This is a genomic window from Cupriavidus sp. 22TCCZM04-2 (assembly GCF_057798895.1).
This window is the reverse complement of record NZ_JBYOJS010000002.1, coordinates 205,465-229,282: the sequence shown is the minus strand read 5'-3', so window position 1 is coordinate 229,282 and position 23,818 is coordinate 205,465. Positions and strand designations below refer to the sequence as shown.

Below are 23,818 nucleotides of genomic sequence, written 5' to 3'. Positions count from 1 at the left end.
AAGTGACTCGCCGGCTACGCCGGCGAAACAGTCGCCCTGCCAGGAACCACCTCCTCACAATTCGCCGAAGAACCTCTTTAACCCAGGCGAAATCGCGGGTCACGCCATGCACACCCCGCCCCCAACCTTCGCAACACTCAAAACGCCACGCGCGCCATCAGGCTGACACTGCGCGGATCCGCCGGCTGCAGGTAGTTCTCATACTGGAAACCCCAGTACTGCCTGTTGGTCACGTTGTTCAGCGCCGCACGCAGCGTCACGTCCTTGCCAGCCACGCGGGTGCTGTAGGTAGCCCCGAGATTGAACACCGTATAGCCGCCCGCCTGCAGCGTATTGGTGGCGTTGGCCTTGATGTTGCCAGTGTACTTGCCATCGATGCCAACCCGCAGCCCCGGCACGAACGGCACGCGGTAGCTCATGCGGCCGGCCAGCACCATATTGGGCGCCCCGGCCACGCGGTTGTCGGCGTTCGGGTTGCCCTTGTCATAGTAGGTGTCGAGGAACATCGCGCTGCCGCCGAATTCCCACTGAGGGCCCAGGCGGTACACGCCGGCCAGCTCCACGCCCTGGTAGATCGAAGTGCCGTCCTGCTGGCGCGTCGGCACGCCGCCGCTGACGCTGTCGTACTCCGCGCCGCGCTCGATGCGGAACAGCGCGGCGGTGGCGCTCCACCTGTCGTGGTCGGCCTTGACGCCAAGCTCATACTGCTTGCTGCGGATCGGGCTGAGCAGCTGGCGCGCGTTGGTAAAGCCATCCGGCACGATCGAGCCAGGCTCCAGGGCTTCGACGTAGCTGGCGTAGACAGTGGCGGCCGCCACCGGCTTGAACATCAGCGCCAGGGTCGGCGTGATCACGCCGTTCTTCGTGTAGCTGGACGCCACCGGTACATACCCGTTCTGCTCGAAGTTGGTCACGCGCAGGCCTGCCAGCACCGACCAGCGCTCGGTGAGCTGCACGGTGTCGCTGGCGAAGACCGACTTCTGCGTGATGTCGCTGTTGCGCACCTTGTTGAAGGCCGTCGAGCTGAAGTAGGTGCTGGTGTTCGGCGCGTAGATATTGCCCGTGCCGATCTGGCCGCCGAAGCCGTTGTTGTCATAGCGGTCGATCTGCTTTTGCCACGACAGTCCCGCGACTACCTGGTGGCCGAACTGGCCGGTGCGGAACTTGCCTTCGAGCATCGCATGCCACTGGCCCACCTGTTGGTTCTGCGCGGTGTCGTAGCGCTGGTCGGTGTAGTCGCCGGCCTGGTTCAGCAGGTTGTAGGTGCTCTCGTTGCGGTTGCGGTTGACCTTGTTGAAGCTGTAGTTTGTGCTGACCGCCCAGTCCGGATTGATCTGGTAGCGCAGCCCCGTGGTGTAGAGCTGAAGGTTGGTGTTCAGGTGCTGGTCGGTGCCGGCGAAATTGCCGATGCGCCCGGACACGTTGGCGGGCAGCGCGGTGTCGCCGTAGGACCACAAGCTGAACGAAGGCATCTGGCCGGTCGAGCGGCGGTCCTGGTAGATCGAGTCGAAGGTCCAGGTCAGGTCCTTGGTCAGGCGCGCATCCAGGCCCAGCGAGACGGTGTCGCGGTTGATGTCGCGCGCGTTGTAGGGCGCGCCTTCTTCGTGCGTGTAGTTGAGCCGGTAGCCGAACATATTGTCCGGGCCCGCGCGGCCCCCGACGTCCACGTGCTCGCTCCAGACATTGGCGGCGCGATAGCCGAGCTCGAATGCGGCGGTGAAGGTCTCGGTCGGCTTCTTCGTGACGTAGTTGACGATGCCACCCGGCGTGGCAAAGCCGTACATGAAGCCCGGCAAGCCCTTGAGCAGTTCCACCTGTTCCAGGTGCTCGTACGGCAGCGTGATGCCATAGGCGATGAACGGCAGCCCGTTGATCTTGTAGCCGTTCTGCCAGTCGATCTGCAGGCCGCGCACCGACACGTAGCTGGACCAGCTGTTGTAGCCGTTGCTGTTGTCGGTGACGGACGCGTCCATTGCGAAGACATCACCGAGCTTGCTGACCTGGCGGTCGGCCAGGTCCTCGCCGGTGACGATGGTGGTGGAGTACGGCGTATCGAGCTGCGTGCGCGAGCCCAGCGCGCCCGTGCTCGTTTTCCTGTCGAGCTGCAGCCCGGCATCGTCGACCGCGGCGGCGCTGACCGTCACGGTCGGCAGCGACGGGGCATTGGCCGGCGCTGTCTCCCGTGCCAGCGCAGTGCCGGCCGGGAAGCCGGTCAGGACAGCAAGCTGGGCCAGGGCGGCAAGCTGGTGGCGACGGGGCAAGGACGTCGGGCGTTTGGCGGCACGGCTGGACTGACGGAGCATTCGGATAATAAATCACAATACAAATGCGAGTGATTCGCATTTAATAAGATGCGAATGATGCCCAGTTGCAGGGGTCCGCGTCAAGCGGGAAGGAACACAAACTTGATGAAACCACCGTGGGTGTGTTGTCACGGGCCGCGGCAAGCGGCCCAGACTGTGCACATCGTGCACGGACCTGGCGCGCACGCCGTGGGCATGTTGCGCCGCAATGTGGCCCGGTGGCTACCTCTGCCCGTCCGCGGCGGTGTATCTTGAGAGATATCGGACACGAACGCCGTTGCGGCGAGCCGGCGCCTGTGCCGTGCCGCGGAGATAACCCAATGCGCCTGAACTGCGATGCGTCGCGCCTGCAGACACCCATGCCGGGGCGGGCACGCGCCTGGCAAGCCTGTTGGCGGCGCCTGGCCACCGCTGCCACCGCCGTCGCGTGCGCGGGTGTTCTGGCCGGCTGTGCCAGCTTGCCGGCCTCGGCGGAGCGCACGCCTTCGACCGCCCCGGCCGCGGCCGCGACCGCGGACACGCCGCTGGGCAAGGCGCTGGCGCCGCGCCTGGCGCAGCATCCTGGCGATTCCCTGTTCTACCCGCTGTCGACGGGCCCCGACGCGCTTGCCGCGCGGCTGGCCATGGCGCGAGGGGCGCAGCGCAGCCTGGACGTGCAGACCTATATCTTCGAGCCCACCGGCACCGGCGCCGCCATGCTCGGCGACATCATCGACGCCGCCGACCGTGGCGTTCACGTGCGCCTGCTGCTGGACGACCTGCATACCGCCGGCCTGGACAAGGTGCTGGCCGCGGTCGACTCGCATCCCAATATCGAGGTCAGGCTGTTCAACCCGTTCGCCAATCGCGGTGCGCGCTGGCTGGAGATGTTGTGGAGCTTCAGCCGGCTGGACCGCCGCATGCACAACAAGTCGATGACGGTGGACAACCAGATGTCGGTGGTGGGCGGCCGCAACATCGGGGACGCCTATTTCTCCGCGCGCGCCGACATGGATTTCAGCGACCTCGATGTGCTCATTGCGGGGCCGGCGGTGCCGCAAGTGTCGGCGGTGTTTGACCAGTACTGGAATGACCGGTCGTCGTATCCCGTGGCGGCGCTGGTCCCGGAAGGCAAGGAAGCGCCGGAGGAAATGCGCGCCCTGCGCAAGCGGCTCGAGGCGCGGGGCGACCAGGCCAAGGCCAGTGCCTATGTGCAGGAGCTGCTCGACTCGGGCCTGGCAAAGGGTATCGAAAGCGGCCACATGCCGGCCTATACCGGCAAGGCCACCGTCATATCCGACCAGGCGGACAAGATCAGCGCGCAGACCGAGGGCGAGGGCTATGCCACGGTTCGCCTCGAACGCCTGATCAGCGCCGCGAAGAACGAGGTGGTGCTGGTGTCGCCGTATTTCGTGCCGGACGATGACGGCGAGGCGTGGCTCAGTGCCATGGCGAAGCGGGGCATCCACGTGCGCATCCTGACCAACTCCTTCGCGGCCAACGATGTGAGCGCCGTGCATGCGGGCTACGCACCGCATCGCGAGGCGCTGGTGGCGGCCGGCATCGAACTGTACGAACTCAAGCCGAGCGCCAATGCCGAACTCGCGCAGCGCGGCAAGGGCGCCGGCTCCGGCTCCGTCTCCGCCTCGCGTTCGCGCACGTGGCTGGCTTCGAGCCGCGCCAGCCTGCATGCCAAGAACTACATCGTCGACCGGCACCTGGTGTTTATCGGCTCGCTCAACATGGATCCCCGCTCGGCCAAGCTCAATACCGAAATGGGCGTGGTGCTGGACAGCGCGGCGCTGGCCGAGCGCATCCTGAAGGGCATGAACGATGGCCTGCTCGATATCGCATATCGGCTCGAACTGCGCCAGAACCCGGACGGCAGTTCACGCCACCTGGTCTGGGTCACGCGCGAGCAGGGCCAGTTGAAGACCTACGACAGCGAACCGGGAATGGGTCCGCTCCAACATTTCGGGATCGGCGTCCTGCGCGTGCTCCCCATCAAGGAAGAGCTCTGAGCGGGAGGCGGATGCTGCACAGCGTCTTACATGAATCTCCGATCGGCGGTAATGTCGGCCGCTGCGCCCCGGAACCCACTGACGGCCGTCCGTACTGCTTTCCGGCAGCATCGCGCGCGGCCCGCACGCAAGGAGATCCATGAAAGCCGCTGTCCTGCATCAACCGAAGTCCCCCCTGGTGATCGAAGACGTTGCCATCGGCAAGCCCGGCCCGCATGAGGTGCTGGTGCGCACCGCAGCTGTTGGCGTGTGCCATTCCGACCTGCACTTCGTCGACGGTTCCTATCCCTATCCCATGCCCGCGGTGCTCGGCCACGAGGCCGCCGGCGTCGTGGAGCAGGTCGGCGAGCTGGTGCGCACGGTCCGCCCCGGCGATCACGTGATCAGCTGCCTGTCGGCCTATTGCGGCCATTGCGAGCACTGCCTGACCGGCCACCTGTCGCTGTGCACCGAGCCCGATACGCGCCGCGGCGAGAACGAGGCCCCGCGCCTGACGGCCCGCCATGGCGGCTTGATGAACCAGTTCCTCAATCTTTCCGCCTTTGCCGAGCAGATGCTCGTGCATGAGCACACGCTGGTGGCCATCCGCCGCGACATGCCGCTGGACCGCGCCGCGCTGATCGGCTGCGCCGTCACGACGGGTTTTGGCGCGGTGGTGCATACCGCGCGCGTGCAGCCGGGCGAAACCGTGGCGGTGATCGGCTGCGGGGGCATCGGGCTGGCCACCATCAACGGCGCGGCCATTGCCGGGGCGGGGCGCATCATCGCCATCGACCGCGTGCCGGGCAAGCTGGCGCTGGCACGGCAGTTCGGGGCCACCGACGTCGTGGAGGCCGGCGACGATACGGTGGATGCCGTACGCGCGCTGACCGGCGGCGGCGTGCATCATGCGTTCGAGGCCATCGGCCTCAAGCAGACCACCGAGCAGGCCTTCGCGATGCTGCGCCGCGGCGGCACCGCCACGGTGATCGGCATGATCGCGCCAGGCGTGAAGATCGAGCTCAAGGGCAGCGACTTCCTCTCCGAGAAGAAGATCCAGGGCTCGCTGATGGGGTCCAACCGTTTTCCGGTGGACATGCCGCGCATGGTCGATTTCTACATGGCGGGGCGCCTGAAGCTCGACGAGCTGATTTCGCGGCGCCTGCCGCTGGCAGAGATCAACGGCGCGTTCGATGAACTGCGCCGGGGCGAACTGGCGCGCTCGGTGGTGGTGTTCGGGGATTGAGCAGGCTTTGGGGCAGGCCGGTGTCAGGCCTGTACCGTCTCCCGTTTCCTGGCCGCCGGCCGCCGCGTCTCGGGCACGCCTAGCGTTTGTTCCAGCACATCCAGGAACACGCGCACGCTTGCCGGCATCAGCTTGCGCGCGGGCATCAGCACATAGACTTTCAGCGGTGAAGACGCATAGGCGGGCAGCACGCGCACCAGCTGCCCCTGCCGGATCTGCTCCTGCACGAAGCGTGGCGACAGCCGCGCGACGCCCAGGCCATCGATGGCGGCCTTCAGGCGCAGTTCGGCGTTATGCGTGCAGATGCGCGGCTCGACATCCAGGCGCGCGGTTTCGATATCGTCGCGCAGGAATTCCCAGATATGGTCGTCGGCGTTGCCGAGCGTCGGCCAGCCGGCCAGGTCCTGCGGCGTGCGCGGCAGGCCGCGGTCGCGGATCAGGGAAGGGGCGGCATAAAAGCCGCGCTCGATCAGCACGACGCGCTTGCTGGCGAACGAGGTGTCCTGCAGCCGCGTGTTGGTCATGACGAAGGCCAGGTCGTAGCCGTGGCGGATCAGGTCGGGCTGGTCCCAGCTGACATCCACATGGATGCGCAGGCGTGGATGCAGCCGCATCAGGTGGCTCAGCCCCTCGGACAGGTGCTGCGACCCGACTTCGTAGGGCGTGGAGATGCGCAGCACGCCGCTGACTTCGCTGCTGACGGACGCCGCTTCGGCGCTGATCTCATGCAGCTCGGCGAACAGCGGCGCCACGCGCTCATAGAGCCGCTGGCCGCGTTCAGTCACGCGCACGCGCCGCGTGGTGCGCTCGAACAGGCGTACGCCAAGCTGGCTCTCCAGCCGCGCCACCGCGGCACTGGCCGATGACTTGGGCACCTCGGCCAGTTCAGCCCCCTGCGTGAAGCCGCCGCCTTCCACCACGCGGCAGAAAATCTCCCAGTCCTTCCATTCGATTGTCTTCATGCGGGGGCTCCGGCGTCAGCGGCGCCCCTGAAGATTGCGGTCATCCTCTGGCTGAGGTGGCGGGGGCGTTTGCGGCCCGATTGTCCCACAGTGTGGACAATGGCGCAGCGAGAAAACCGCGCCCGATGCGAACATGAAATCTCGCGGGCCGGGAATCGCCTTGGGGAGCGATTTCCGGCCTGTACCGATCACCGATGGCTAGTTGACGATCGGGTTCTTCTTCTGCATATCGTCCTTGATCATCTTCGACCAGGCCGCGCCGACCTGGCGCTCCGTCACGTAACCGCGCTTGCGGGTGTCGATCTTGTCAAAGCGCTTGTAGACCTCGGGCATGCCGGCCTGGGCTTCGTCGCGGGTCAGCTTGCCGTCATGGTTGGTGTCGGCTTGCTTGAAACGGTCGGAAAACCACTTCTTCCGGTCGCCCGGCGTCATTCCCGCAGGCGGTTGGGGAACTTCGTTGACGTCCGCGGTCGGTGGCGACGCCGGAGCGGCCGCCGGTGCCTGCGGTGGCGTGGGCTGTTGTGCCCCGACGCTCGCGCTGGCCAGGCCCGCGGCGATGACCAGGGCACTGGCAAGGACGTTGAACCGGATCATATTCTTCTCCTTTTTCATTTTCATCTGTATTGCGCCCCGGGGGCGCTGGTAATGGGCAGTGCATGAGCGGACTTCACAGTAGTCGCTTCCATGGGCTGTACCTGCCTTCGACTCCCTACCCCCGAAGGAGCGACCCGCCGTTTAGTCTAGGTCGCTCTTAAACGATGGACAAATGATTCGCGCATCAAAAGGCCCCGGTTATTCAAAGCCGTCGCTTTCCGTGCCTGCATTTTCCCGTGCGATTATCTTCGTGACCCGGTAAAGCAAATCAGAGGATAAGAACCATCGGTATCAAGGCGTTGACCCGATCTAGCCCTTCAGTAAGGCTGGTCGCCGGGTCGGATGGCGAGACCGAGCGTTTCGGCGATATCCGTCATGTCTTCGTCATCCTCGCTACGCGTGATCCAGCCGCCGTAGGCGTCGCCGTCCGTGTCCCAGTTCCACAGCGTATAGCCGGCCACGCGCAGTTGCTGGTGGGCCAGTTCCATCAGTTCGGCCACGCTGGTGTTTTCCAGGAAGCTCTCGTCCTCGGGATCGTCGGTACCCCAGTCGACCTCCAGGTCCATGCGCTCGCACAGCTGGTTCATGCAGCCGATAAAGGACTCGCAGTCCTTCCAGTCGACGTAGAAGCCCGACTGCCAGTCGATCACCTCGCGGATCACCCACAGCAGTTCCTGGCCCTCGGTGTCGTCGTCCTCGGCGTCCAGCAGCGCGTCGGAGAACAGCGCCACCTGCGCCTCGGTCTGGGCGATGTCGCCAAGGTTGATCAGCGCGAAGAAGCGGTGGATGGCGTCCTGTTTATCGTCGTCCAGTGGTGTGACCATGTTCTGTTTCCTTGTTTGGTTCTTGCTATTCAGCCCGCGATGCCGCCGATCTCGCGCTGGCCGCGCGGCGTGACCCGCAGCGCGCGCGATGTCGGCGTGGCCTCGACCCAGCCGCGCTGCAGCAGGGTGCCAAGCAGTGCCGCGCCCAGCGCGCCGCCAAGATGCGGCTTGCGCTCGCTCCAGTCGGGGCAGGTACACGCGAACTGGCGCCGTTTGCGGCGCGCGGCGCCCACGTCGATCCCCAGCCGCGACATCGCCTGCGTGCCATCGCCGCTCAGGTCCACGGCATTGCCGTCGAGCACGAGCCAGCCCGCGCGCGTCATGCGGTCGAACAGCCCTACCGCGAGTTCGCCGGCGAGGTGATCGTAGCAGGTGCGCGCCTGCCTGAGCGCAGGCGGCGCGGTACGCGACACCGGCACGTCGCGCAGCCGCGGCGGCCGGCTCGCCAGCGAGGCCGAGGCCAGCGCCTCGATGGCGACACCGATCTCGGGCGCAGCCAGCCGGTAGTAGCGGTTGCGCCCGCGCGTCTCCACGGCGAGCAGTCCGCCTTCGCTGAGCCGGGCCAGGTGCCCGCTGGCCGATGACGCGGACAGTCCCGCGATCAGCGCCAGTTCGCCGGCGGGCCGCGCGCTGCCATCCATCAGCGCCCACAGCATGGCCGCGCGGCCGGGGTCGGCCAAAAGGCTGGCCAGCTGGCTGATGCCTGGGGTGTATTCCATGGTTTGGCAGGGGGTGAAGGGTGGGATGAAGTATAGGCGCTGGTTGAGGTAGCTGAACGCGGACTTTAAAAGCCCGTTTGCACATCAAAAAGCTGTTCTGAACATTAAAAACTCTTCCCTACATAAGTGGGTTTCTCCAATGTAGGGGTCGCCTTTCCTCTTTTGTCCGGCGCGCCACCTGGTGCCTTCTTGGCTTCAATTATCCGAGGCGGCTTTACGGGACTTGCCCGTTTCAAACGAACGCGTCGGCTGCGCTACGAAAACTTGCGGATCAGCTGTTGCAAGTGATCGCAGGCGGCCGGAACCTGGTGTTCAATCGCTGTCGGCGTGACCTCACAGTGGCGATCACGCTGATGAACGCTTATAACCGGCTTGCCATCAGTTTTCGCCGCGAACCGGACTCCGTGTTGGCTGCAAAGACCTGAGGTCTTTAAGCTTCTCCAGGGGGCGAGCCTTCACCTTCACAGACGCCGGCTTTTTATAAAGCCGTTTGCATCAGCGTGCCAATCTCGTCCGAGCCGTGGCCCATTTCGTTCGCGGGGCCGATCGAAGACGGAAGGTCAGCCATGCCAATCGGCGCAAAGCCCAGACGCGCAAAATAGCCCGACGCAGTCGTGGTCTGTAGCACCATCGTCTCGATACCTTGCTGCCGGGCATCGGCAACGATAGCGGAAAGAAGGAGTTCCCCCAGCCCAGCCGATCTTGCGCGTTGCGCAACAGCGAGCGCGCGAAGCACGCCGGTCGTTTCGTATCGCTCCATGCCCACGCAGCCGAGCAGTCCCGACTTGTCGCGAGCAATCATGTACTGTGTGATGTGGTCGTGGCGTCCCTCGGCGGACAGGCTGGAGGCACGCAAGAGGGCTTCGATATCCGGCCAGTCCGCTTCAGTCGCATAGTATGGACGCATGATGCACCCCTTCCGACAAATGCGCCCTTTAATGCTACGTTTGTCGGGCCTGTTTCGCCTGTAGGGATTGCTCTTAGGTAGATTTGCTAGCCTTGCCGATCCTGGCATCTCTGAAGCGGTCACGTGCCGCAGCCAGATCGACCAGCATTTTCCTGTACCGTCGCTCCTCTCCCAGCGTGCGGCACAGCAAGCGCAACACCAACTCCTGCAGATGGGACGAGTATCCCTTTCCTTGAACATCGCGGATATGGCCGATTTGCCACCGGATGTCGGCGCGCAGTTTCCCGATCTCGCGATCGAGCCATTCGAACTCCGATGTCTCATGCTGGCTTCGACTGGATGCGCCCTCGTTACCCGCGGTGGCGCGTGTCTCTCGCATGTCGTTCTCCGATAGGCGGATACACCAGGCACCGCATCAACCGTTCCGAGCCGCAAGCCGGGCGTCGCGGCATGCTCTTTGCACAAGCGTCCCACATACGTCCCTCAAGCGAGTGATCGCCATGACGCAAGGGAAGCCCCCGGGCCGCTTCCGCGGCAAAGGCTCACCCCGGCAGGATGTTGGACGAGGGGCGAAGCGTTGGCGCCGGTGCCGATGCGCAGGCGTGCATCGTCTTGAATATCAGGTCTGTACGACCTACATGCCGGCGAAAAAAGGATGGACCGGTGCACGCCGGGGCCTCGCCCCGACCGCCGCGAACAGCAGGAGATAGCATGGAAACGCACAACGTTCACATCGTCCCGACCCGGAATAACGGATGGGCTGTCGCGGTGGAGGGCACCGACGGCGCGACCTCGCATTACCCGTCACAAGAAGAGGCGATCGCCGCGGGCTCGGTCAAGGCCCGGCAGGACAAGGTCGAGCTGGTCATTCATGGCGCGGACGGAGCGGTGCAGCGAACTCCAGTAGCCCTTGGCGTCCGCCGTCTGTCAGACAAGACCCGATAGCGGCACAACGCCGCGTGGGCGGCCGTGCCGCGCGTGCGGCGCTCGCGTCGGTCAGGGCTCCGTGCGCGGTTGCTGCGGCGCCCGGGCGGCGTTCGCCATGCCGTCCGGGCGCCGGTGGTTGTGATCGGCCAGGATTTCCAGCATCAGCGCCCGGTGTTGTCGCGTCACCGCGACCGAGCTGCGGAGCACCGCGAGGAGCTTGCGTGCCAGCTCGGTGTCATGCCCGTTGTCCTGCAACGCCCTGATCAGCGCGATCTGGTGCCGAACGCGCTCGCGTCCATCCCTGACATGCCGATCCGCCATTTCGAGTTCCCGGACTCCGTGTCCAATATCGAACATGGCGACTCTCCGCGACAGCCCTCCTCCCAATGATAGTGCTCGCCAACCCTCAAAAGGGATCAGGGACAGCTCGATGTACCCGAGGCGACATGGGGCGGCCAGTGCCTAGCGCCGGACCAGTGCCACGACGTAGCTGCAGGGTTTTTTTCCCGGGTTGAAGAAGGTGCATGGCGCGGGCGGCCCGAGTTGCAGGCAGTCGCCCGCTTGAAGTTCGTGCGTGATCGCGCCTTCCTCGAACACCAGCGCGCCATGGCGCACCCAGATTTGCTGATGCATGAACGTGAACGCGGATGACGGATACGAAATGCGCGCGTTCGGGGGCAAAGTGACCTCTACCAGTTCAAGCAGGCTGCCGCTGCGCGGCGAGACCGCACGCCGGGTGTAGCCGGTCTCGGGATCGGTCCAGACCGGCTGGTCCGCGGCGCGGCTCAGGCGCTCCCCGCCCTGCTCGGCCAGCGCGAGCAGCATGGAAAGCGGCAGGCCGAACGCGCCGGATAGTTTTCCCAGCACGGTCGCGGTGGGACTCGCTTCGCCGCGCTCGATCTTGCTGATCATGGCCTTCGACACGCCGGAGCGTTCCGCAAGTTCCGATAACGACCACTCGCGCGATTCGCGCTCGATGCGCACACGCGTGGAGATCGCAAAGGTGGGGTCCGGTGGCGCTGGGTTCACAAGCATATGGTGTGATGGCACGACCGCGGGGATGCGCGATCGTAGCGTGTTTTCAATATCCACTATAGTGGACGGCAGGCTATCATACGAGAAACCGATTCGGAGAGGCGCAATGAAGATTCGCGACGCAAGCCCTGAAGACATGCCCGCGGTCACGGTCATCTACAACGATGCCGTGGCCAATACGACGGCCATCTGGAACGAGACTCCGGTCGATACGGCGAATCGCGTCGAATGGCTTGCCGCACGCCGGAAGTCGGGCTATCCCGTGCTGGTCGCGGTCGATGACGATGCCGGCGTGGTCGGCTATGCGTCCTTCGGCGACTGGCGCGCGTTCGACGGTTACCGGCACACCGTGGAGCATTCCGTTTATGTCCGCTCGGACCAGCGGCGCAAGGGCATCGCCGAAGCGCTCATGGCGGCGCTGATCGAGCGCGCTCGCGATCTCGGCAAGCATGTCATGGTGGCCGCTATCGAGGCGCAGAACGCCAGCTCCATTCGCCTGCATGAGAAGCTTGGCTTCACGCAGGTCGGGTTGCTGCCCGAGGTGGGGACCAAGTTCGGCAAATGGCTGGATCTTGCCTTTCTGCAGATCGTGCTGGATCAGCGGTCGGATCCCGATGGGGTCGGCAAGGCGTAAGGACGCCGCGGCGCGTGCCATGGCGCTCTCCTGTCGCTCGCTAGGGCAAGACGCTGGATTCCCGCATGCGCGTGAATGACGGCGGGTCTGATACCGACAGGCGGGCTAGGCCAGCGCGTCTTGCATGGCATTCAACCCGGCGATCGCCTGCTTCAATTCGGCCTTCAACTGGCTGACCAGTTCGGCAGCGGGCAGTTGCCGCGCCAGCGCAGCCGCGTGGCCCGCCCATTGCGCGGCGTAGTCGCTGTTGCCTTTCGCCTTGGCCGCCGCATGCAAAGCCTTGCCGGCGTCGTAGGTGGTCGGATAGTCGGGGATGGCCGGGGCGTCCGGGGCCGCGCCGAGTTCGGTGAGGCGGTTGCTGAAGCCGCGTGCCGCGCGGCCCGAAATGGCGCGGGTCAGCGTGGTCGGGCGAGCGGGTTGTGCCGAGAAGGCGGCGCGGTAGGCCGCGTCGGCCGCGGATTCCGTGCAGGCGACAAACGCCGTGCCCATTTGCGCGGCCTGGGCGCCGAGTGCCAGCACCGCTGCAATGCCCGCACCGTCCATGATGCCGCCGGCGGCGATCACGGGCAGGCGCGTGTGCCGGGCCAGGACGCGCACGAGCGCCAATGTGCCGAGACCTTCGTCGTAGCCGGCCGGATCAAAGACTCCGCGGTGGCCGCCGGCCTCGATGCCCTGCGCGACGATCGCGTCGATGCCCGCGGCTTCGATCCGCCGCGCCTCCTGCAACGACGTGGCGCTGGCCAGCAGCACGATGCCCGCCGCATGCAGCGCATCGATCGTCTGCTGCGCGGGCAGGCCGAAGTGGAAGCTCACCACCGCCGGCTTCTCTTCGAGCAACATCCGGAACATGGCGTCGTCGCCGACAAAGGTCTTGTAGATTTCGCGCAGGCTTGCCGGAGGCGTCGCGCCGTACTCGGCGAAGCGCGGTGCCAGGTAGTCGAGCCACGCCCGCTCGCGCGCGGCATTGGCTACCGCGGGGACGTGGCAGAACACGTTGATGTTGAATGGCTTGCCGGTTAGCGCGCGGGTCTCGCGAATGACTTTGCGCGCGCCGTCGGCGTCCATGGCGCCGACGCCGAGCGAGCCGAGCCCGCCCGCCTCCGACACGGCAGCCGCCATGGCCGGGGTGCTGACGCCGGCCATCGGCGCCTGGATGATCGGCGTGGCGATACCGAGCAGCGCAAGCAGCCTGCGGCCATTGCCGGAACGTGTTGTGGTGTCCATGACGGTGATTCCCTGTTGTAGGTCGGGTGATGGGTGCAGAGCCTGCGCGCCGGTCGTTGCCGGCTCAGGTATGGCGCAACTCGCGCACGAACGCTTCGTAGGCCGAGGTCGTGAAGCCGGCGCGCTTGACCAGGAAGGTGTGCGCGTAGCGGACGGGTACGGTCTGGAGTTCGTGGGCATGGGGGTACATCGCCAGCAGCGAACGCGGCACGATCGCCACGGCCGATCCCGCGCTGACGTAGGCCAGGATCGCGTGATACGACGGCAGTTCCACTACCGACAGCCTGCGGCGCAAATCTTCGCCGCCTTGCTCGAGCCAGTCTTCGGCGCAGCGGCGATAGGTGCAGCCCTTCGAGAACGCCGCAAGATGACGCAGTGTCACGTCCTGCGGGCCGCGTGCCTTCGGGTGGGTGCCGGGCAGGACCAGGACTAGCTCTTCGGTCCGCAGGAAGATGCCTTCCAGCCCTTCGCCAAGCTCCGCCATGTCGACGTAGGACGGCGCGCCGGTACCCGGGTGGGAGACGGCCGCGCAGTCCAGGCGGTGGCTCAGCACGGCATCGACCAGGTAGCCCGTGGTACCCGTGGCCAGGTTCAGCTCCACGTCCGGCCACGCGGCATGGAAACGGCCCAGCGGCGCGGGCAGGAAGGTCGCCGCGGAACTCTCCATGGCGCCGACACGCAGCGTGCCGCTCGGCGCGCTCAGGCGCATGGATTGCCGTGCTTCCTCGGCCAGCGCCAGCATCTGCTCCGCATAGCCGAGCAGGCGGTGTCCTTCCGGCGTCAGGAGCATCTTCCGGCTGTCGCGCTGGAACAGGGTGACGCCAAGGCTCTCCTCCAGCTGCTTGACGCGGGTGGTGACATTCGACTGGACGCGCTCAAGCGTCCGGGCCGCCCTGGTGATGCTCTGTTCGCGCGCGACGGCCCGAAAGATTTCCAGTTCTGCGAGTTCCACGTTCTCCGACGGCACGCTTTATCGTGTCGTTCTCAAAATCAGAATGAAAGTATTTTTAGTATTGTGAATTGAGAACTATATGTCAAGCACGAAACAGTAACGCGCACCGGCAATCCGCCTCGGCTGCCTTTCTTGTATGCGCCTGTATCAGCGCGGTGGCGTGATACAGCTTCTGACAGAAGGACACCCCGCACGCTACAGGCGAGATACGCCGGTCACCTTAAATACGTTCCGTGGCAGGCAGCGAACGACAACAAGCGGTTTCGCAGCGGCCCGACTATCGAAGCAATCTCCTAAGGAAGCCGATCATGCGTACCCAACTTATCCAGCGTCTTGCTCTCGCCGCCACGCTCGTCGCCGCCGCAGCCGGCGCCCGGGCCGCCGGACTGTCCTACCAGGGCGCCGCCGACCCGTACACGTCGGGATCCCGGTCGGTGCAATCGGCACCGAGCCCCTACACCGATGGCGCGCGCGACGTGCTGTCCCCGCGCGACCCTTACGGCGAGGGGGCCCGCACCGTGCAGGACCAGCGCGAACCCTATACCGACGGGGCGCGCACGCTCGCCGGCATGGACCGCAGCGGAGTCTCCGCGCCGCCGGCCCGCCAGGCCGACCCGTACCTGGATGGCGCCTACGCCTGATCGTGGCCCGGGTCCGGCGGGCGATCACGGCACGCGGCGATCTAGCGCGACGGATTGCCGCTTGCCGGAAGCAACCCGCGTCAACCGCGTGCAACGGATGAACTGTTACCTCCCGCCAGCGTTGCACTGTGGCCCCTGCCTCAGTCTGTCCGATACCAGGAGAACAGCATGTCCCTCATCCACGCCCGCAACATTGCCCGCCACGTCATTTCGATTGCCGCCATGGTCGGCGCCGCAAGCGGCATGCAGGCGGTGCACGCCGCAACGCTCGACTTCCAGGCGGCCGATGCCGCTGCAATGACCGCAGCAGTCCGCGCGAACCGCGATCCGTTCACCAGCGGGAGCCGCGCTGCCGCGCCCCAACCGTTCCTCGACGGCGCGCGGCAGGCTGATGGCGCCATGCTGGCGCGCATCAGCAACCGCGATGGCTACGTTGCTGACGCGTCAATCGCGCTGGCCGGCTCCGGCGCGGCCCTGGCCCGCATCAGCAATCGAGACGGCTATGTCGCGTGAGCGCGCGACACGACGGCAAGACCTGAAACATCGCAACACACGAACTCGACACACACATGACAAGCGCTGAGGATTCCATCATGACCAAGATCGAAAACGTCCTGTACGCCGGCAGGACCCACACCACGGGCGGACGCGACGGCGCGTCGCGCAGCAGCGACGGGCGCCTGGATATCCGGCTATCGCCTCCTGGCAGTACCGGCAGCGGCACGAACCCCGAGCAGCTGTTCGCCGCGGGCTGGTCCGCCTGCTTTATCGGCGCAATGGGAAAGGCAGCAAGCGCGCTGAAGGTCAGGCTTCCGTCCGACGTGGCCGTCGATGCCGAAGTGGATCTTGGCATGACCGGCGACGCCTACTTCCTGCAGGCGCGGCTCCATGTCAGCCTGCCGGGGATTCCCGCGGACACTGCCCAAGCACTGGTGGAGAAGGCGCACCAGACCTGCCCATACTCCAAGGCGACACGCGGCAACATCGATGTCGTGATCAACGTCGCCTGAACCGCAAGGGGCGCGGACAGGCGCGCCTGGTGGCCACCGTGGACCGCCTCCGGGCTGCCGGCTCGCCACAAACAGCGTCTTACCGCGGAGTTACTTCGCGCGGGGACGGCGTGCAAGGCACGGCCGTTCCGCTTTCAAGGCAACCGAGGCCTGCCAGCGTGGCTTCCACGGCCTGCTCCAGCGGCGTATGCGGTTCGCCACCGGGCATGCGGCCACCGCGCATGCGCACCGGCACGCGCCACAGGTAGCGCATCTCCTGCATTTCGCGGAACGTGGCGACGAAGGGCGCGGCGGCCCACAGCAGCCACCACGGAAACGGCCGAACCGTCGGCAACTGGCCGCCGCGGCGCGCCACCGCGCGCTGGATCGCCCCGATCATCTCCGTGCCGTCCGCGTCCCAGTGTCCGGCGAGGTGGTACACGGCGAAGGGCGGCAGTGACGCCGCCTGCTCCAGCAGCCCGACCATCGCGCTTGCCACGTCGGGCAGGTAGGCCCACTGGTGTCCCACGCCTGGCGCGCCGGGATAGCGGATGGTTTTCACCGCCTGGCCCGGCCGCACCAGCGCCTGGGAGAACCAGTTATTGCCGGCCCGGGGGCCGAAGAAGTCGCCCGCGCGCACGATGATGACGTGCATGCCGCGCTTGGCCGCTTCGCGCAGGCGTTGCTCCATCTCCACGCGGATGGCGCCCTTGCGCGTGGCGGGATGCTGGGGCGCATCTTCCACCGGCTCGGGCAGGGCGTCCGGGCCGAAGTTGTAGACCGTGCCAGGCAGCACAACCGTGGCGCCCGTCGCGCTGGCGGCGGCAATGGTGTGGTCGAGCATCGGCAGCACGAGCTCGGCCCAGCGCCTGTACCCGGGCGGGTTCACCGCGTGGACGATCACGCCGCAGCCCTGCGCGGCGGACAGTACGTCCTGCCGCTGCATGGCGTCTCCCGCCACCCATTCAATCGCGCCTGGCGGCGCGCCGGCCGGCGCCCCGCCCCGCCGCAGCGCGCGCACCCGCCATCCCGCCGCGACCAGCTGGCGCGCGACTTCCGAGCCGATGCCGCCAGTTGCGCCGAGAACCAGCGCGCGTTTTCCGTTTGCCATGATCGTCACTCCACACATTCACCTTTGCATGGAGGCATTGTGAAAGCTGCTACGGATAAATGGAATTGGATAAGACCGTTGAGACGCTATACATTTACGTATGACATCGAAGATCAGCTGGGAACTCTACCGGAGCCTGCTGGGCGTGCTGCGCACGGGCTCGCTTTCCGGCGCGGCTCGGGAGCTGGGGCTGTCGCAGCCCACCGTCGGCCGGCATATCGATTCGCTCGAGCAGGAACTGGGCGTCACCCTGTTCACACGCTCGCAGTCGGGCCTGCTGCCGACCGAAGCCGCGCTGGTACTGCGCGACCATGCCGAGGCCATGGAGAGCACGGCCGCGGCCATTGAACGCGCCGTCACGGGAGCGGGCGGCGAGGTAGCCGGAACCGTGCGCATTTCGGCCAGCGAGGTGGTCGGCATCGAGGTGCTGCCACCGGTGCTGGCATCGCTGCGCGCGCGGCATCCGGAGCTCGTGATCGAGCTCGTGCTGAGCAGCCGCATCCATGACCTGTTGCGCCGCGAAGCCGACGTCGCGGTGCGCATGCAGCGCCCGGTACAGGAGCAGCTCGTGGCGCGCCGCGTCGGCGCCATCGAAGTGGGCCTGTTTGCGCATGAGGACTACCTGGCGCGCCACGGTGTGCCGCGCGACGCGGACGCGCTGCGCAGCCATGCATTGATCGGCTACGACCAGACCACGCCGTTCATTCGCGAGGCGGTGCGTGCGCTGCCATGGCCGGAGCGCGCCGCGTTCGCACTGCGTGCCGACAGCGATGTCGCGCAACTGTCGCTGATCCGCGCCGGCGCGGGCATCGGCATGTGCCAGGCCCGCGTGGCGGCCAGACAGCCAGCGCTGCGCAGGATCCTGCCACGGAAATTCTCGATGCAGCTCGAGACCTGGATCACCATGCACGAGAACCTGCGCCACAGCATTGCGTGCCGCACGGTATTCGATGCACTGGTCGAAGGCCTCGGCGCTTACATCGCCGCGCGTTAGGTGCGCCTGCCGCGGCCGGCACTCCGCTGCTTGCGGTTGAATGAATTGGCCAACGGCTATTCCCTATTCGTCGAACGGCTGCTTGCCCAGCACGCTGACCACATGATCGACAAAGCATGTGATGCGCGACGCCAGCGCCGTGTTGCGGTAGTAGACCGCGTTGATCGGCTGCCGCACATCCAGCGTCTGCCTGCCAAACAGCGGCACCAGCCGGCCGCTCTGGCGATCGTCGCGCGTCATGAAGTCCGACAGGCACACGATACCCAGCCCGGCCAGCGCCAGGCTCCTGAGCGTTTCGCCGCTGGATGAGCCGATGGCGGGCTTGATGTGCACGATGCTGCCGTCATCGTCGCGCAGCGGCCAGTCATTGAGGGAATCGGGCTGGCTGAAACCGAGCAGCGCATGTTGCGCGAGCTGGGCCGCCCGGGTCGGCGTGCCGTGGCGCTTCAGGTATTCGGGGCTGGCCAGCACACGCACGCGGCTGGTGCCGATCGGCCGCGCATGCAGCGTCGAGTCCTTGAGCGAGCCGATGCGGAAGGCGACGTCGGTCCGTCTCTCGATCAGGTCGATGATGCCTTCGGTCGAGTGCAGTTCCAGTTCCACCTCGGGGAAGCGTTCGCGGAATCCATCCACCAGCGGCACCAGCACATGGAGCATGAACGGCGTCGCCGCATCGACGCGCAGGCGGCCCACGGGCCGCATGCGGCGTGCCGCCATCTGCTCTTCCGCTTCGTCGACCATGGCGAGGATGGCGCGCGCATGGGCCAGGAACGAAGCGCCTTCCTCGGTCAACTCCAGGCGCCGCGTGGTTCGGCGCAGCAGCGTGGTCTGCAGCTTTTCTTCGAGGCGGCTCAGCGTGCGGCTGGTCGCCGACACCGTCAGGTCCAGCTGTTCGGCCGCCGCCGTGATCGAGCCCGTATCCACGACGGCCGCAAAGGCCAGCAGTTCGTCGATGGTCGTTTTCATTGTTGATTTCAAATCAAATGAATTTGACTTATACACGGCTTAATTTGCAAATGTAAAGCCGGCAAACTGCCTCCATTGCAAGTTTTCTCTTGCCCCTGTACCAGGAGTTATCCCATGAGCATTCCTTCGTTCGGTGTCGGTACGTTCCGCCTGACCGGCCAGGCCGCTGTCGATTCCGTGCGCAACGCACTGGACGTGGGCTACCGTGCCGTCGATACCGCGCAGATCTACGGCAACGAGGCCGATGTTGGCCAGGCCATTGCCGACAGCGGCGTGCAGCGCGACGCGCTGTTCCTCACCACCAAGATCTGGACCGCCCACTACGCCGCCGACAAGCTGGTGCCGAGCCTGCGCGAGAGCCTGGACAAGCTGCGCACCGACCATGTCGACCTGACGCTGATCCACTGGCCGGCCCCGGGCAACGGCGTGCCGCTGCGCGAGACCATGGAAGCGCTGGCTGCGGCGAAGTCGCTGGGCCTGACGCGCCAGATCGGCATCTCGAACTTCAATATCGACCTGACCCGGCAGGCCATCGACGTGGTCGGCAAGGGCGAGATCGCGACCAACCAGATCGAGCTGAGCCCGTACCTGCAGAGCCGCAAGCTCGCCGCGTTCCTGCAGGAACAGGGCATCGCCGTGACCTCGTACATGACGCTGGCCTACGGCAAGGTGCTGAAGGATCCGGTCCTCGCAGGCATTGCGGCGAAGCACGGAGCCACCGCGGCGCAAGTGGCGCTGGCCTGGGCGCTGCAGCTTGGCTACGCGGTGATTCCTTCTTCGACGAAGCGCGAGAACCTGGCCGGCAACCTGCTGGCGCGCGACCTGAAGCTCGATGCCAATGACATGGCGCAGATCGCCGCGCTCGAACGCAACGGCCGCGAGGTCAGCCCCGAGGGCCTGGCCCCGGTGTGGGACTGAGGGAGGCGATGATGTCCACGATCCCCATGAACTCCAATGCGCGCCACCCTCTGTTCGAGCCCCATTCGCTCGGCAACCTGACGCTGCCGAACCGCATTGTGATGCCGCCGATGACGCGCTCGCGCGCCAGCCAGCCCGGCGACGTGCCCAATGCGCTGATGGCCGAGTATTACGCACAGCGTGCCGGGGCCGGCCTGATCGTCAGCGAGGGCACCTGGGTTTCGCCGCTCGGCAAGGGCTATGCATGGACGCCGGGCATCCATACGCCGGCGCAGGTCGAAGGCTGGCGCAAGGTGACCAGCGCCGTGCATGCGGCGGGCGGACGCATCTTCGCGCAGCTCTGGCACGTGGGACGGCTAAGGCATGTCAGCCTGCTTGACGGACAAGCGCCGGTGTCCTCGTCGGCGATCCAGGCGAATGGCGTCAATGTGTTCGTGTCCGGGCAGGACGGCACGCCCGGGTTCGTGCAGGCATCCCAGCCGCGTGCGCTGACGGTCGAAGACATCCACGGCATCGTCGATGAATTCCGCCAGGCCGCGCGCAACGCGATGGCCGCGGGGTTCGACGGTGTCGAACTGCATGCGGCCAACGGCTACCTGGTCAACCAGTTCATTGATTCGGGGGCCAACGACCGCACCGATGAATATGGTGGCCCGCTCGAAAACCGCCTGCGCTTCCTGCGTGAAGTGGCGCAGGCGCTGATCGAAGGCACCGGCAGCAAGGAGCGCGTGGGCATCCGCCTGGCGCCGCTGACCACGCTCAACGGCTGCGTCGACGCCGATCCGGAGACCACCTATACCGCTGCCGCGAGGGTGCTCGGCGAGATCGGCGTGGGCTATATCCATATCGCCGAAGCCGACTGGGACGACGCGCCGTACATGCCCGTCGCCTTCAAGCAGCGGCTGCGCCAGGTCTATCCGGGCACGCTGATCTACGCGGGCCAGTACACCGCGGAACGCGCGCAGGCCGCGCTGGACGAGGGCTGGGCCGACCTGATTGCGTTCGGCCGTCCGTTCGTCGCCAACCCGGACCTGCCGGAGCGCCTGCGCACCGGCGCCACGCTGACCCCGCATGACCGCGACACGCTGTTTGGCGGCGATGCGCGCGGCCTGACCGACTATCCGCGCTTGAGCGCCAAGGCAGCCTGAGATGACCAGCCAGATTCAACCCGGCAAGGCGCCGTTCGCCGGCCGCAGCTTCCGCGTCGACTACGACGGACTGTCCGCGCACAACACCTATGCCGATGATGGCCAGTCGATCCGCTATGCGATCGTCTCCGGCCCGTATGCGGGCGCCAGTGGTGAATCGCGCTGCGAATGGCGCGAGATCGCCGAAGGCGTCTATGCGATCTCGTGGCAGGAAGCCGACGGCGCGACCGTGGTCCATGTCGACGACTTCATTCACGGTAGGTCCATGGCGTTCTTCACGGCGTCCGACCAGACGTTCTACCGGATGCAGGGACCTTTGACGGCACTGGCGGGCACCGACGCCTGAGCCGCGCTCCACGATCCATTCAAGGCAACCATGCGAATTTCCACACCGACGAAAATCGGCTTCGGTACAGCGCCGCTCGGCAATATGTACCGCGACATCCCCGAGCAGGAGGCGCTCGACACCGTCGACGCCGCCTGGCAGCAAGGCATCCGCTACTTCGACGCCGCGCCGCTCTATGGCGCGGGACTGGCCGAGATCCGGCTTGGCAACGCCTTGCAGCAGCGCCCTCGCGACGCCTACGTGCTCAGCACCAAGGTCGGCCGGCTGGTACTCGACGAGACCGAGGACACCGCCAGCCGCGACCTGGGCGAGAAGGGCGGCCTGTTCGAACACGGCCTGCCCAACAAGATCGTCTACGACTACAGCGCCGATGGCACGCTGCGCGCGATCGAAGCCAGCCTGAAGCGGCTGAAGACCGACCGGCTCGATATCGCCTGGATCCACGACCCGGCCAAGGACTTTCACGGCGATGCCTGGCGCGACGTGTTCCAGACAGCAATGACCGGTGCCGCCGCAGCGCTGACCCGCTTGCGCGAAGAGGGCGTGATCAAGGCCTGGGGCCTTGGCGTCAATCGCGTGGAGCCCTGCGAAATGGCGCTGCAACAGGCCGACCCGGATGGCTTCCTGATCGCCGGCCGCTATACGCTGCTCGACCACGCCGACGCGCTGCGCGAACTGATGCCTGCTTGCGTGGACCGAGGGGCGGGCATCGTGGTGGGCGGCCCGTATAACTCCGGCATCCTCGCCGGCGGCGAGCACTACGAATACCAGAAGGCGACGCCGGAGATCCTGGCGCGGGTCGAGGCGCTGCGCCGGCTGTGCGCGCAGTTTGGCGTCGATATCCGCGCCGCCGCGCTGCAGTTCTCGCTGGCGCATCCCGCCGTGGCGGCGGCCATCCCCGGCGCAAGCCGGCCCGAGCGCATCGCCGGCAACCTGGCGCTGGCGCAAGCGGACATCCCGCCCGCGTTCTGGCAGGCACTGCGTGAACAGAACCTGGTCGCCGCCGCCGCGCCGTTGCCTGGCCTGGCATAGCGGTACCCAAGCCCGGGCTGTCACGCCGGGGCTTTTGCATTCGACATTTCATCTTGCCGCGAAGCTTCTTCGCGCGGGACGGTGCAAAGATTCGTCATGCGTTGTCGCTGCCCACGCCCTGTCGGCGCGGGTGGCTGTTCCGACAACCGCCGAATCCGCTCCGCCATGATGCCCGCCGACCCGCTGCAAGCTGTCACCCATCCCGATCCCTATCCCTACTACCGCGCGCTGGCGGCGCAGCGGCCGTTCGGCTTCGATGAACGGCTGGGGCTATGGGTTGCCGCAGGGCCGGCTGAAGTCGCCGCCGTGCTGGCGCATGCCGATTGCCGCGTGCGTCCGGCGGCGCAGCCCGTGCCGGCCGCACTGGCCGGCACCGCGGCCGGCGAGCTGTTCGGGCGCCTGATCCGCATGAACGATGGCGCGGCCCATGCGCCGCTCAAGGCCATCTTGCTGCAACAGATGGCGGCCATCGACACCGATGCCGCCATGGCGCGTGCGGCCACGCTGGCCGTCGCGCTCGATGCGGTGCCCGCCATGGCGCCCGAGACCGGCGCCGCCGTCAACCGCTGGATGTTCACGCTGCCCGTCGTCACCGTGGCCGACCTGCTCGGCTTGCCGGTGCGCGCAGGCACCGATGCCATGGCCGTGGCATCGCGCGTGGCCGCCTACGCCGCAGCGCAGTCGCCGCTAGCCACGGCTGATGATGTCGCGGTCGGTGCCGGCGCGGCACGCTGGCTCGGGCAATGGCTGCAGGCCGCCATGGATGCGCCATCGCGAACCGATACGCCGGGCTTGCTGCCGGCGTTGCGACAGGCCGCCCAAGGCGAAGGCATCGCCCCAGAAGCTGTAGCTGCCAATGCCATCGGCCTGATGGTCCAGGCGTGCGAGGCCACGGCCGGGCTGGCGGGCAACATGCTGCTTCGCCTGGGCCGCATCGGCACGGACGTGGGCAACCTGCCTGAACTGGCTGCGCGCGTGGCACGAGACGATCCTCCGGTGCAAAATACACGCCGCTTCCTGGCGGCTGACGCGCAACTGTGCGGCGTGCCGGTCAAGGCGGCCGATGCCGTGCTCGTGCTGCTTGCTGCGGCCGCTTGCACAACGCCTGGCGATGCCGGTGGCCGAGCGTGGACGTTCGGCTGGGGCCGCCACGCCTGCCCCGGCGACACGCTGGCACGGGCGCTTGCGGCGGCGACGGTCGACGTCCTGCTCGCGCGGGGCGCGCAACCGGCCGCGCTGGCGCGGGCGTTCCGCTACCGGCCTTCGCACAACGCGCGCATTCCGCATTTCGATTGAAGCCGGGGATGTTCCCGATCCCCTGATTCGCCGATCCCCGATCCCCCGAGCCCTTCCACAGAGAGACCTCC

Annotated in this window: 27 protein-coding genes; 14 read left to right on the top strand and 13 right to left on the bottom strand. The window is 66.6% G+C overall.

Annotated features, from left to right (window positions below):
* Window positions 1-137: 137 nt before the first annotated feature.
* Window positions 138-2,303: a TonB-dependent siderophore receptor gene (locus AC3FKG_RS04440; protein ID WP_488742522.1), complete on the bottom strand. Its 2,166-nt coding sequence runs from the start codon at window positions 2,301-2,303 to the stop codon at window positions 138-140.
* Window positions 2,304-2,623: 320 nt separating this feature from the next.
* Here AC3FKG_RS04440 and AC3FKG_RS04435 point away from each other — a divergent pair, with 320 nt between their 5' ends.
* Window positions 2,624-4,303: a phospholipase D family protein gene (locus tag AC3FKG_RS04435; protein ID WP_488742521.1), complete on the top strand. Its 1,680-nt coding sequence runs from the start codon at window positions 2,624-2,626 to the stop codon at window positions 4,301-4,303.
* Between the two features lie 139 nt (window positions 4,304-4,442).
* Complete coding sequence (locus AC3FKG_RS04430) at window positions 4,443-5,528, top strand: Zn-dependent alcohol dehydrogenase (protein WP_488742520.1); 1,086 nt, start codon at window positions 4,443-4,445, stop codon at window positions 5,526-5,528.
* A gap of 23 nt (window positions 5,529-5,551) precedes the next feature.
* Here the strand turns inward: AC3FKG_RS04430 and AC3FKG_RS04425 are convergent, their stop codons facing one another.
* From AC3FKG_RS04425 to AC3FKG_RS04410, 4 genes are all read right to left on the bottom strand, one after another.
* The gene (locus tag AC3FKG_RS04425) at window positions 5,552-6,490 is read right to left on the bottom strand and encodes a LysR family transcriptional regulator (RefSeq protein WP_483712986.1); all 939 of its coding nucleotides are present in this window, start codon (window positions 6,488-6,490) and stop codon (window positions 5,552-5,554) included.
* A 198-nt stretch (window positions 6,491-6,688) separates the two neighbouring features.
* On the bottom strand, window positions 6,689-7,084 hold the full coding sequence (locus AC3FKG_RS04420; protein ID WP_483712987.1) for an EF-hand domain-containing protein: 396 nt from the start codon (window positions 7,082-7,084) through the stop codon (window positions 6,689-6,691).
* Between the two features lie 317 nt (window positions 7,085-7,401).
* The gene (locus AC3FKG_RS04415; RefSeq protein ID WP_483712988.1) at window positions 7,402-7,908 is read right to left on the bottom strand and encodes a DUF6630 family protein; all 507 of its coding nucleotides are present in this window, start codon (window positions 7,906-7,908) and stop codon (window positions 7,402-7,404) included.
* A gap of 29 nt (window positions 7,909-7,937) precedes the next feature.
* Window positions 7,938-8,627, bottom strand: coding sequence for an ArsR/SmtB family transcription factor (locus AC3FKG_RS04410; RefSeq protein ID WP_488742519.1), 690 nt, complete (start codon window positions 8,625-8,627; stop codon window positions 7,938-7,940).
* 278 nt (window positions 8,628-8,905) lie between these two features.
* On the opposite strand from AC3FKG_RS04410, the gene AC3FKG_RS04405 reads away from it, so the two are divergent.
* The gene (locus AC3FKG_RS04405) at window positions 8,906-9,052 is read left to right on the top strand and encodes a hypothetical protein (RefSeq protein ID WP_483712991.1); all 147 of its coding nucleotides are present in this window, start codon (window positions 8,906-8,908) and stop codon (window positions 9,050-9,052) included.
* 53 nt (window positions 9,053-9,105) lie between these two features.
* Here AC3FKG_RS04405 and AC3FKG_RS04400 read toward each other — a convergent pair whose 3' ends face one another.
* Together AC3FKG_RS04400 and AC3FKG_RS04395 are read right to left on the bottom strand one after the other, a co-directional pair.
* Window positions 9,106-9,534: a GNAT family N-acetyltransferase gene (locus AC3FKG_RS04400; RefSeq protein WP_488742518.1), complete on the bottom strand. Its 429-nt coding sequence runs from the start codon at window positions 9,532-9,534 to the stop codon at window positions 9,106-9,108.
* 73 nt (window positions 9,535-9,607) lie between these two features.
* Window positions 9,608-9,913, bottom strand: a complete 306-nt coding sequence (locus AC3FKG_RS04395) for a hypothetical protein (protein WP_488742517.1) — start codon at window positions 9,911-9,913, stop codon at window positions 9,608-9,610.
* A 332-nt stretch (window positions 9,914-10,245) separates the two neighbouring features.
* On the opposite strand from AC3FKG_RS04395, the gene AC3FKG_RS04390 reads away from it, so the two are divergent.
* Window positions 10,246-10,479, top strand: coding sequence for a DUF2188 domain-containing protein (locus AC3FKG_RS04390; RefSeq protein WP_488742516.1), 234 nt, complete (start codon window positions 10,246-10,248; stop codon window positions 10,477-10,479).
* Window positions 10,480-10,530: 51 nt separating this feature from the next.
* Here AC3FKG_RS04390 and AC3FKG_RS04385 read toward each other — a convergent pair whose 3' ends face one another.
* Together AC3FKG_RS04385 and AC3FKG_RS04380 are read right to left on the bottom strand one after the other, a co-directional pair.
* Window positions 10,531-10,818, bottom strand: a complete 288-nt coding sequence (locus AC3FKG_RS04385) for a hypothetical protein (protein ID WP_488742515.1) — start codon at window positions 10,816-10,818, stop codon at window positions 10,531-10,533.
* 105 nt (window positions 10,819-10,923) lie between these two features.
* A complete protein-coding gene (locus AC3FKG_RS04380; protein WP_488742514.1) occupies window positions 10,924-11,496 on the bottom strand; it encodes a helix-turn-helix domain-containing protein in 573 nt (190 codons plus the stop codon).
* Window positions 11,497-11,602: 106 nt separating this feature from the next.
* Between AC3FKG_RS04380 and AC3FKG_RS04375 the strand changes: the two genes are divergently transcribed.
* Complete coding sequence (locus tag AC3FKG_RS04375; protein WP_483713000.1) at window positions 11,603-12,130, top strand: N-acetyltransferase family protein; 528 nt, start codon at window positions 11,603-11,605, stop codon at window positions 12,128-12,130.
* Window positions 12,131-12,235: 105 nt separating this feature from the next.
* Here the strand turns inward: AC3FKG_RS04375 and AC3FKG_RS04370 are convergent, their stop codons facing one another.
* Window positions 12,236-13,354, bottom strand: coding sequence for an NAD(P)H-dependent flavin oxidoreductase (locus AC3FKG_RS04370; RefSeq protein WP_488742513.1), 1,119 nt, complete (start codon window positions 13,352-13,354; stop codon window positions 12,236-12,238).
* A gap of 64 nt (window positions 13,355-13,418) precedes the next feature.
* Window positions 13,419-14,306: a LysR family transcriptional regulator gene (locus AC3FKG_RS04365; RefSeq protein ID WP_488742512.1), complete on the bottom strand. Its 888-nt coding sequence runs from the start codon at window positions 14,304-14,306 to the stop codon at window positions 13,419-13,421.
* A 308-nt stretch (window positions 14,307-14,614) separates the two neighbouring features.
* On the opposite strand from AC3FKG_RS04365, the gene AC3FKG_RS04360 reads away from it, so the two are divergent.
* The 3 genes from AC3FKG_RS04360 to AC3FKG_RS04350 all read left to right on the top strand — a co-directional run bounded on the left by AC3FKG_RS04360 (window position 14,615) and on the right by AC3FKG_RS04350 (window position 15,957).
* Window positions 14,615-14,947 (top strand): hydroxyquinol 1,2-dioxygenase, encoded by a 333-nt coding sequence (locus AC3FKG_RS04360; protein WP_488742511.1) that lies wholly within the window; start codon window positions 14,615-14,617, stop codon window positions 14,945-14,947.
* Window positions 14,948-15,115: 168 nt separating this feature from the next.
* Window positions 15,116-15,460 (top strand): hypothetical protein, encoded by a 345-nt coding sequence (locus AC3FKG_RS04355; RefSeq protein WP_488742510.1) that lies wholly within the window; start codon window positions 15,116-15,118, stop codon window positions 15,458-15,460.
* Window positions 15,461-15,540: 80 nt separating this feature from the next.
* The gene (locus AC3FKG_RS04350) at window positions 15,541-15,957 is read left to right on the top strand and encodes an organic hydroperoxide resistance protein (protein WP_488742509.1); all 417 of its coding nucleotides are present in this window, start codon (window positions 15,541-15,543) and stop codon (window positions 15,955-15,957) included.
* A gap of 79 nt (window positions 15,958-16,036) precedes the next feature.
* On the opposite strand, the gene AC3FKG_RS04345 is transcribed toward AC3FKG_RS04350, so the two are convergent.
* The gene (locus tag AC3FKG_RS04345; protein WP_488742508.1) at window positions 16,037-17,047 is read right to left on the bottom strand and encodes an NAD-dependent epimerase/dehydratase family protein; all 1,011 of its coding nucleotides are present in this window, start codon (window positions 17,045-17,047) and stop codon (window positions 16,037-16,039) included.
* Between the two features lie 100 nt (window positions 17,048-17,147).
* On the opposite strand from AC3FKG_RS04345, the gene AC3FKG_RS04340 reads away from it, so the two are divergent.
* The gene (locus AC3FKG_RS04340; protein WP_488742507.1) at window positions 17,148-18,041 is read left to right on the top strand and encodes a LysR family transcriptional regulator; all 894 of its coding nucleotides are present in this window, start codon (window positions 17,148-17,150) and stop codon (window positions 18,039-18,041) included.
* Window positions 18,042-18,104: 63 nt separating this feature from the next.
* On the opposite strand, the gene AC3FKG_RS04335 is transcribed toward AC3FKG_RS04340, so the two are convergent.
* Window positions 18,105-19,007 (bottom strand): LysR substrate-binding domain-containing protein, encoded by a 903-nt coding sequence (locus tag AC3FKG_RS04335; RefSeq protein ID WP_483713014.1) that lies wholly within the window; start codon window positions 19,005-19,007, stop codon window positions 18,105-18,107.
* 114 nt (window positions 19,008-19,121) lie between these two features.
* On the opposite strand from AC3FKG_RS04335, the gene dkgB reads away from it, so the two are divergent.
* From dkgB to AC3FKG_RS04310, 5 genes are all read left to right on the top strand, one after another.
* Complete coding sequence (gene dkgB / locus AC3FKG_RS04330; protein WP_483713015.1) at window positions 19,122-19,925, top strand: 2,5-didehydrogluconate reductase DkgB; 804 nt, start codon at window positions 19,122-19,124, stop codon at window positions 19,923-19,925.
* An 11-nt stretch (window positions 19,926-19,936) separates the two neighbouring features.
* Window positions 19,937-21,073 carry an alkene reductase gene (locus AC3FKG_RS04325; RefSeq protein WP_488742506.1) on the top strand — a complete coding sequence of 379 codons (1,137 nt, stop codon included), beginning with the start codon at window positions 19,937-19,939 and terminating at the stop codon, window positions 21,071-21,073.
* 1 nt (window position 21,074) lies between these two features.
* Window positions 21,075-21,419 (top strand): MoaF-related domain-containing protein, encoded by a 345-nt coding sequence (locus AC3FKG_RS04320; RefSeq protein ID WP_488742505.1) that lies wholly within the window; start codon window positions 21,075-21,077, stop codon window positions 21,417-21,419.
* 30 nt (window positions 21,420-21,449) lie between these two features.
* On the top strand, window positions 21,450-22,451 hold the full coding sequence (locus AC3FKG_RS04315) for an aldo/keto reductase (protein ID WP_488742504.1): 1,002 nt from the start codon (window positions 21,450-21,452) through the stop codon (window positions 22,449-22,451).
* 165 nt (window positions 22,452-22,616) lie between these two features.
* Entirely contained in the window at window positions 22,617-23,747 is a 1,131-nt protein-coding gene (locus tag AC3FKG_RS04310) for a cytochrome P450 (RefSeq protein ID WP_488742503.1), read from the top strand.
* Window positions 23,748-23,818: the final 71 nt, after the last annotated feature.

Excerpts from the sequence above, each read along its gene's own strand:
- AC3FKG_RS04440 (WP_488742522.1), bottom strand. The coding sequence starts at position 2,303 with ATGCTCCGTCAGTCCAGCCGTGCCGCCAAACGCCCGACGTCCTTGCCC.
- AC3FKG_RS04435 (WP_488742521.1), top strand. The coding sequence starts at position 2,624 with ATGCGCCTGAACTGCGATGCGTCGCGCCTGCAGACACCCATGCCGGGG.
- AC3FKG_RS04430 (WP_488742520.1), top strand. The coding sequence starts at position 4,443 with ATGAAAGCCGCTGTCCTGCATCAACCGAAGTCCCCCCTGGTGATCGAA.
- AC3FKG_RS04425 (WP_483712986.1), bottom strand. The coding sequence starts at position 6,490 with ATGAAGACAATCGAATGGAAGGACTGGGAGATTTTCTGCCGCGTGGTG.
- AC3FKG_RS04420 (WP_483712987.1), bottom strand. The coding sequence starts at position 7,084 with ATGATCCGGTTCAACGTCCTTGCCAGTGCCCTGGTCATCGCCGCGGGC.
- AC3FKG_RS04415 (WP_483712988.1), bottom strand. The coding sequence starts at position 7,908 with ATGGTCACACCACTGGACGACGATAAACAGGACGCCATCCACCGCTTC.
- AC3FKG_RS04410 (WP_488742519.1), bottom strand. The coding sequence starts at position 8,627 with ATGGAATACACCCCAGGCATCAGCCAGCTGGCCAGCCTTTTGGCCGAC.
- AC3FKG_RS04400 (WP_488742518.1), bottom strand. The coding sequence starts at position 9,534 with ATGCGTCCATACTATGCGACTGAAGCGGACTGGCCGGATATCGAAGCC.
- AC3FKG_RS04395 (WP_488742517.1), bottom strand. The coding sequence starts at position 9,913 with ATGCGAGAGACACGCGCCACCGCGGGTAACGAGGGCGCATCCAGTCGA.
- AC3FKG_RS04390 (WP_488742516.1), top strand. The coding sequence starts at position 10,246 with ATGGAAACGCACAACGTTCACATCGTCCCGACCCGGAATAACGGATGG.
- AC3FKG_RS04385 (WP_488742515.1), bottom strand. The coding sequence starts at position 10,818 with ATGTTCGATATTGGACACGGAGTCCGGGAACTCGAAATGGCGGATCGG.
- AC3FKG_RS04380 (WP_488742514.1), bottom strand. The coding sequence starts at position 11,496 with ATGCTTGTGAACCCAGCGCCACCGGACCCCACCTTTGCGATCTCCACG.
- AC3FKG_RS04375 (WP_483713000.1), top strand. The coding sequence starts at position 11,603 with ATGAAGATTCGCGACGCAAGCCCTGAAGACATGCCCGCGGTCACGGTC.
- AC3FKG_RS04370 (WP_488742513.1), bottom strand. The coding sequence starts at position 13,354 with ATGGACACCACAACACGTTCCGGCAATGGCCGCAGGCTGCTTGCGCTG.
- AC3FKG_RS04360 (WP_488742511.1), top strand. The coding sequence starts at position 14,615 with ATGCGTACCCAACTTATCCAGCGTCTTGCTCTCGCCGCCACGCTCGTC.
- AC3FKG_RS04355 (WP_488742510.1), top strand. The coding sequence starts at position 15,116 with ATGTCCCTCATCCACGCCCGCAACATTGCCCGCCACGTCATTTCGATT.
- AC3FKG_RS04350 (WP_488742509.1), top strand. The coding sequence starts at position 15,541 with ATGACCAAGATCGAAAACGTCCTGTACGCCGGCAGGACCCACACCACG.
- AC3FKG_RS04345 (WP_488742508.1), bottom strand. The coding sequence starts at position 17,047 with ATGGCAAACGGAAAACGCGCGCTGGTTCTCGGCGCAACTGGCGGCATC.
- AC3FKG_RS04340 (WP_488742507.1), top strand. The coding sequence starts at position 17,148 with ATGACATCGAAGATCAGCTGGGAACTCTACCGGAGCCTGCTGGGCGTG.
- AC3FKG_RS04335 (WP_483713014.1), bottom strand. The coding sequence starts at position 19,007 with ATGAAAACGACCATCGACGAACTGCTGGCCTTTGCGGCCGTCGTGGAT.
- dkgB (WP_483713015.1), top strand. The coding sequence starts at position 19,122 with ATGAGCATTCCTTCGTTCGGTGTCGGTACGTTCCGCCTGACCGGCCAG.
- AC3FKG_RS04325 (WP_488742506.1), top strand. The coding sequence starts at position 19,937 with ATGTCCACGATCCCCATGAACTCCAATGCGCGCCACCCTCTGTTCGAG.
- AC3FKG_RS04320 (WP_488742505.1), top strand. The coding sequence starts at position 21,075 with ATGACCAGCCAGATTCAACCCGGCAAGGCGCCGTTCGCCGGCCGCAGC.
- AC3FKG_RS04315 (WP_488742504.1), top strand. The coding sequence starts at position 21,450 with ATGCGAATTTCCACACCGACGAAAATCGGCTTCGGTACAGCGCCGCTC.
- AC3FKG_RS04310 (WP_488742503.1), top strand. The coding sequence starts at position 22,617 with ATGATGCCCGCCGACCCGCTGCAAGCTGTCACCCATCCCGATCCCTAT.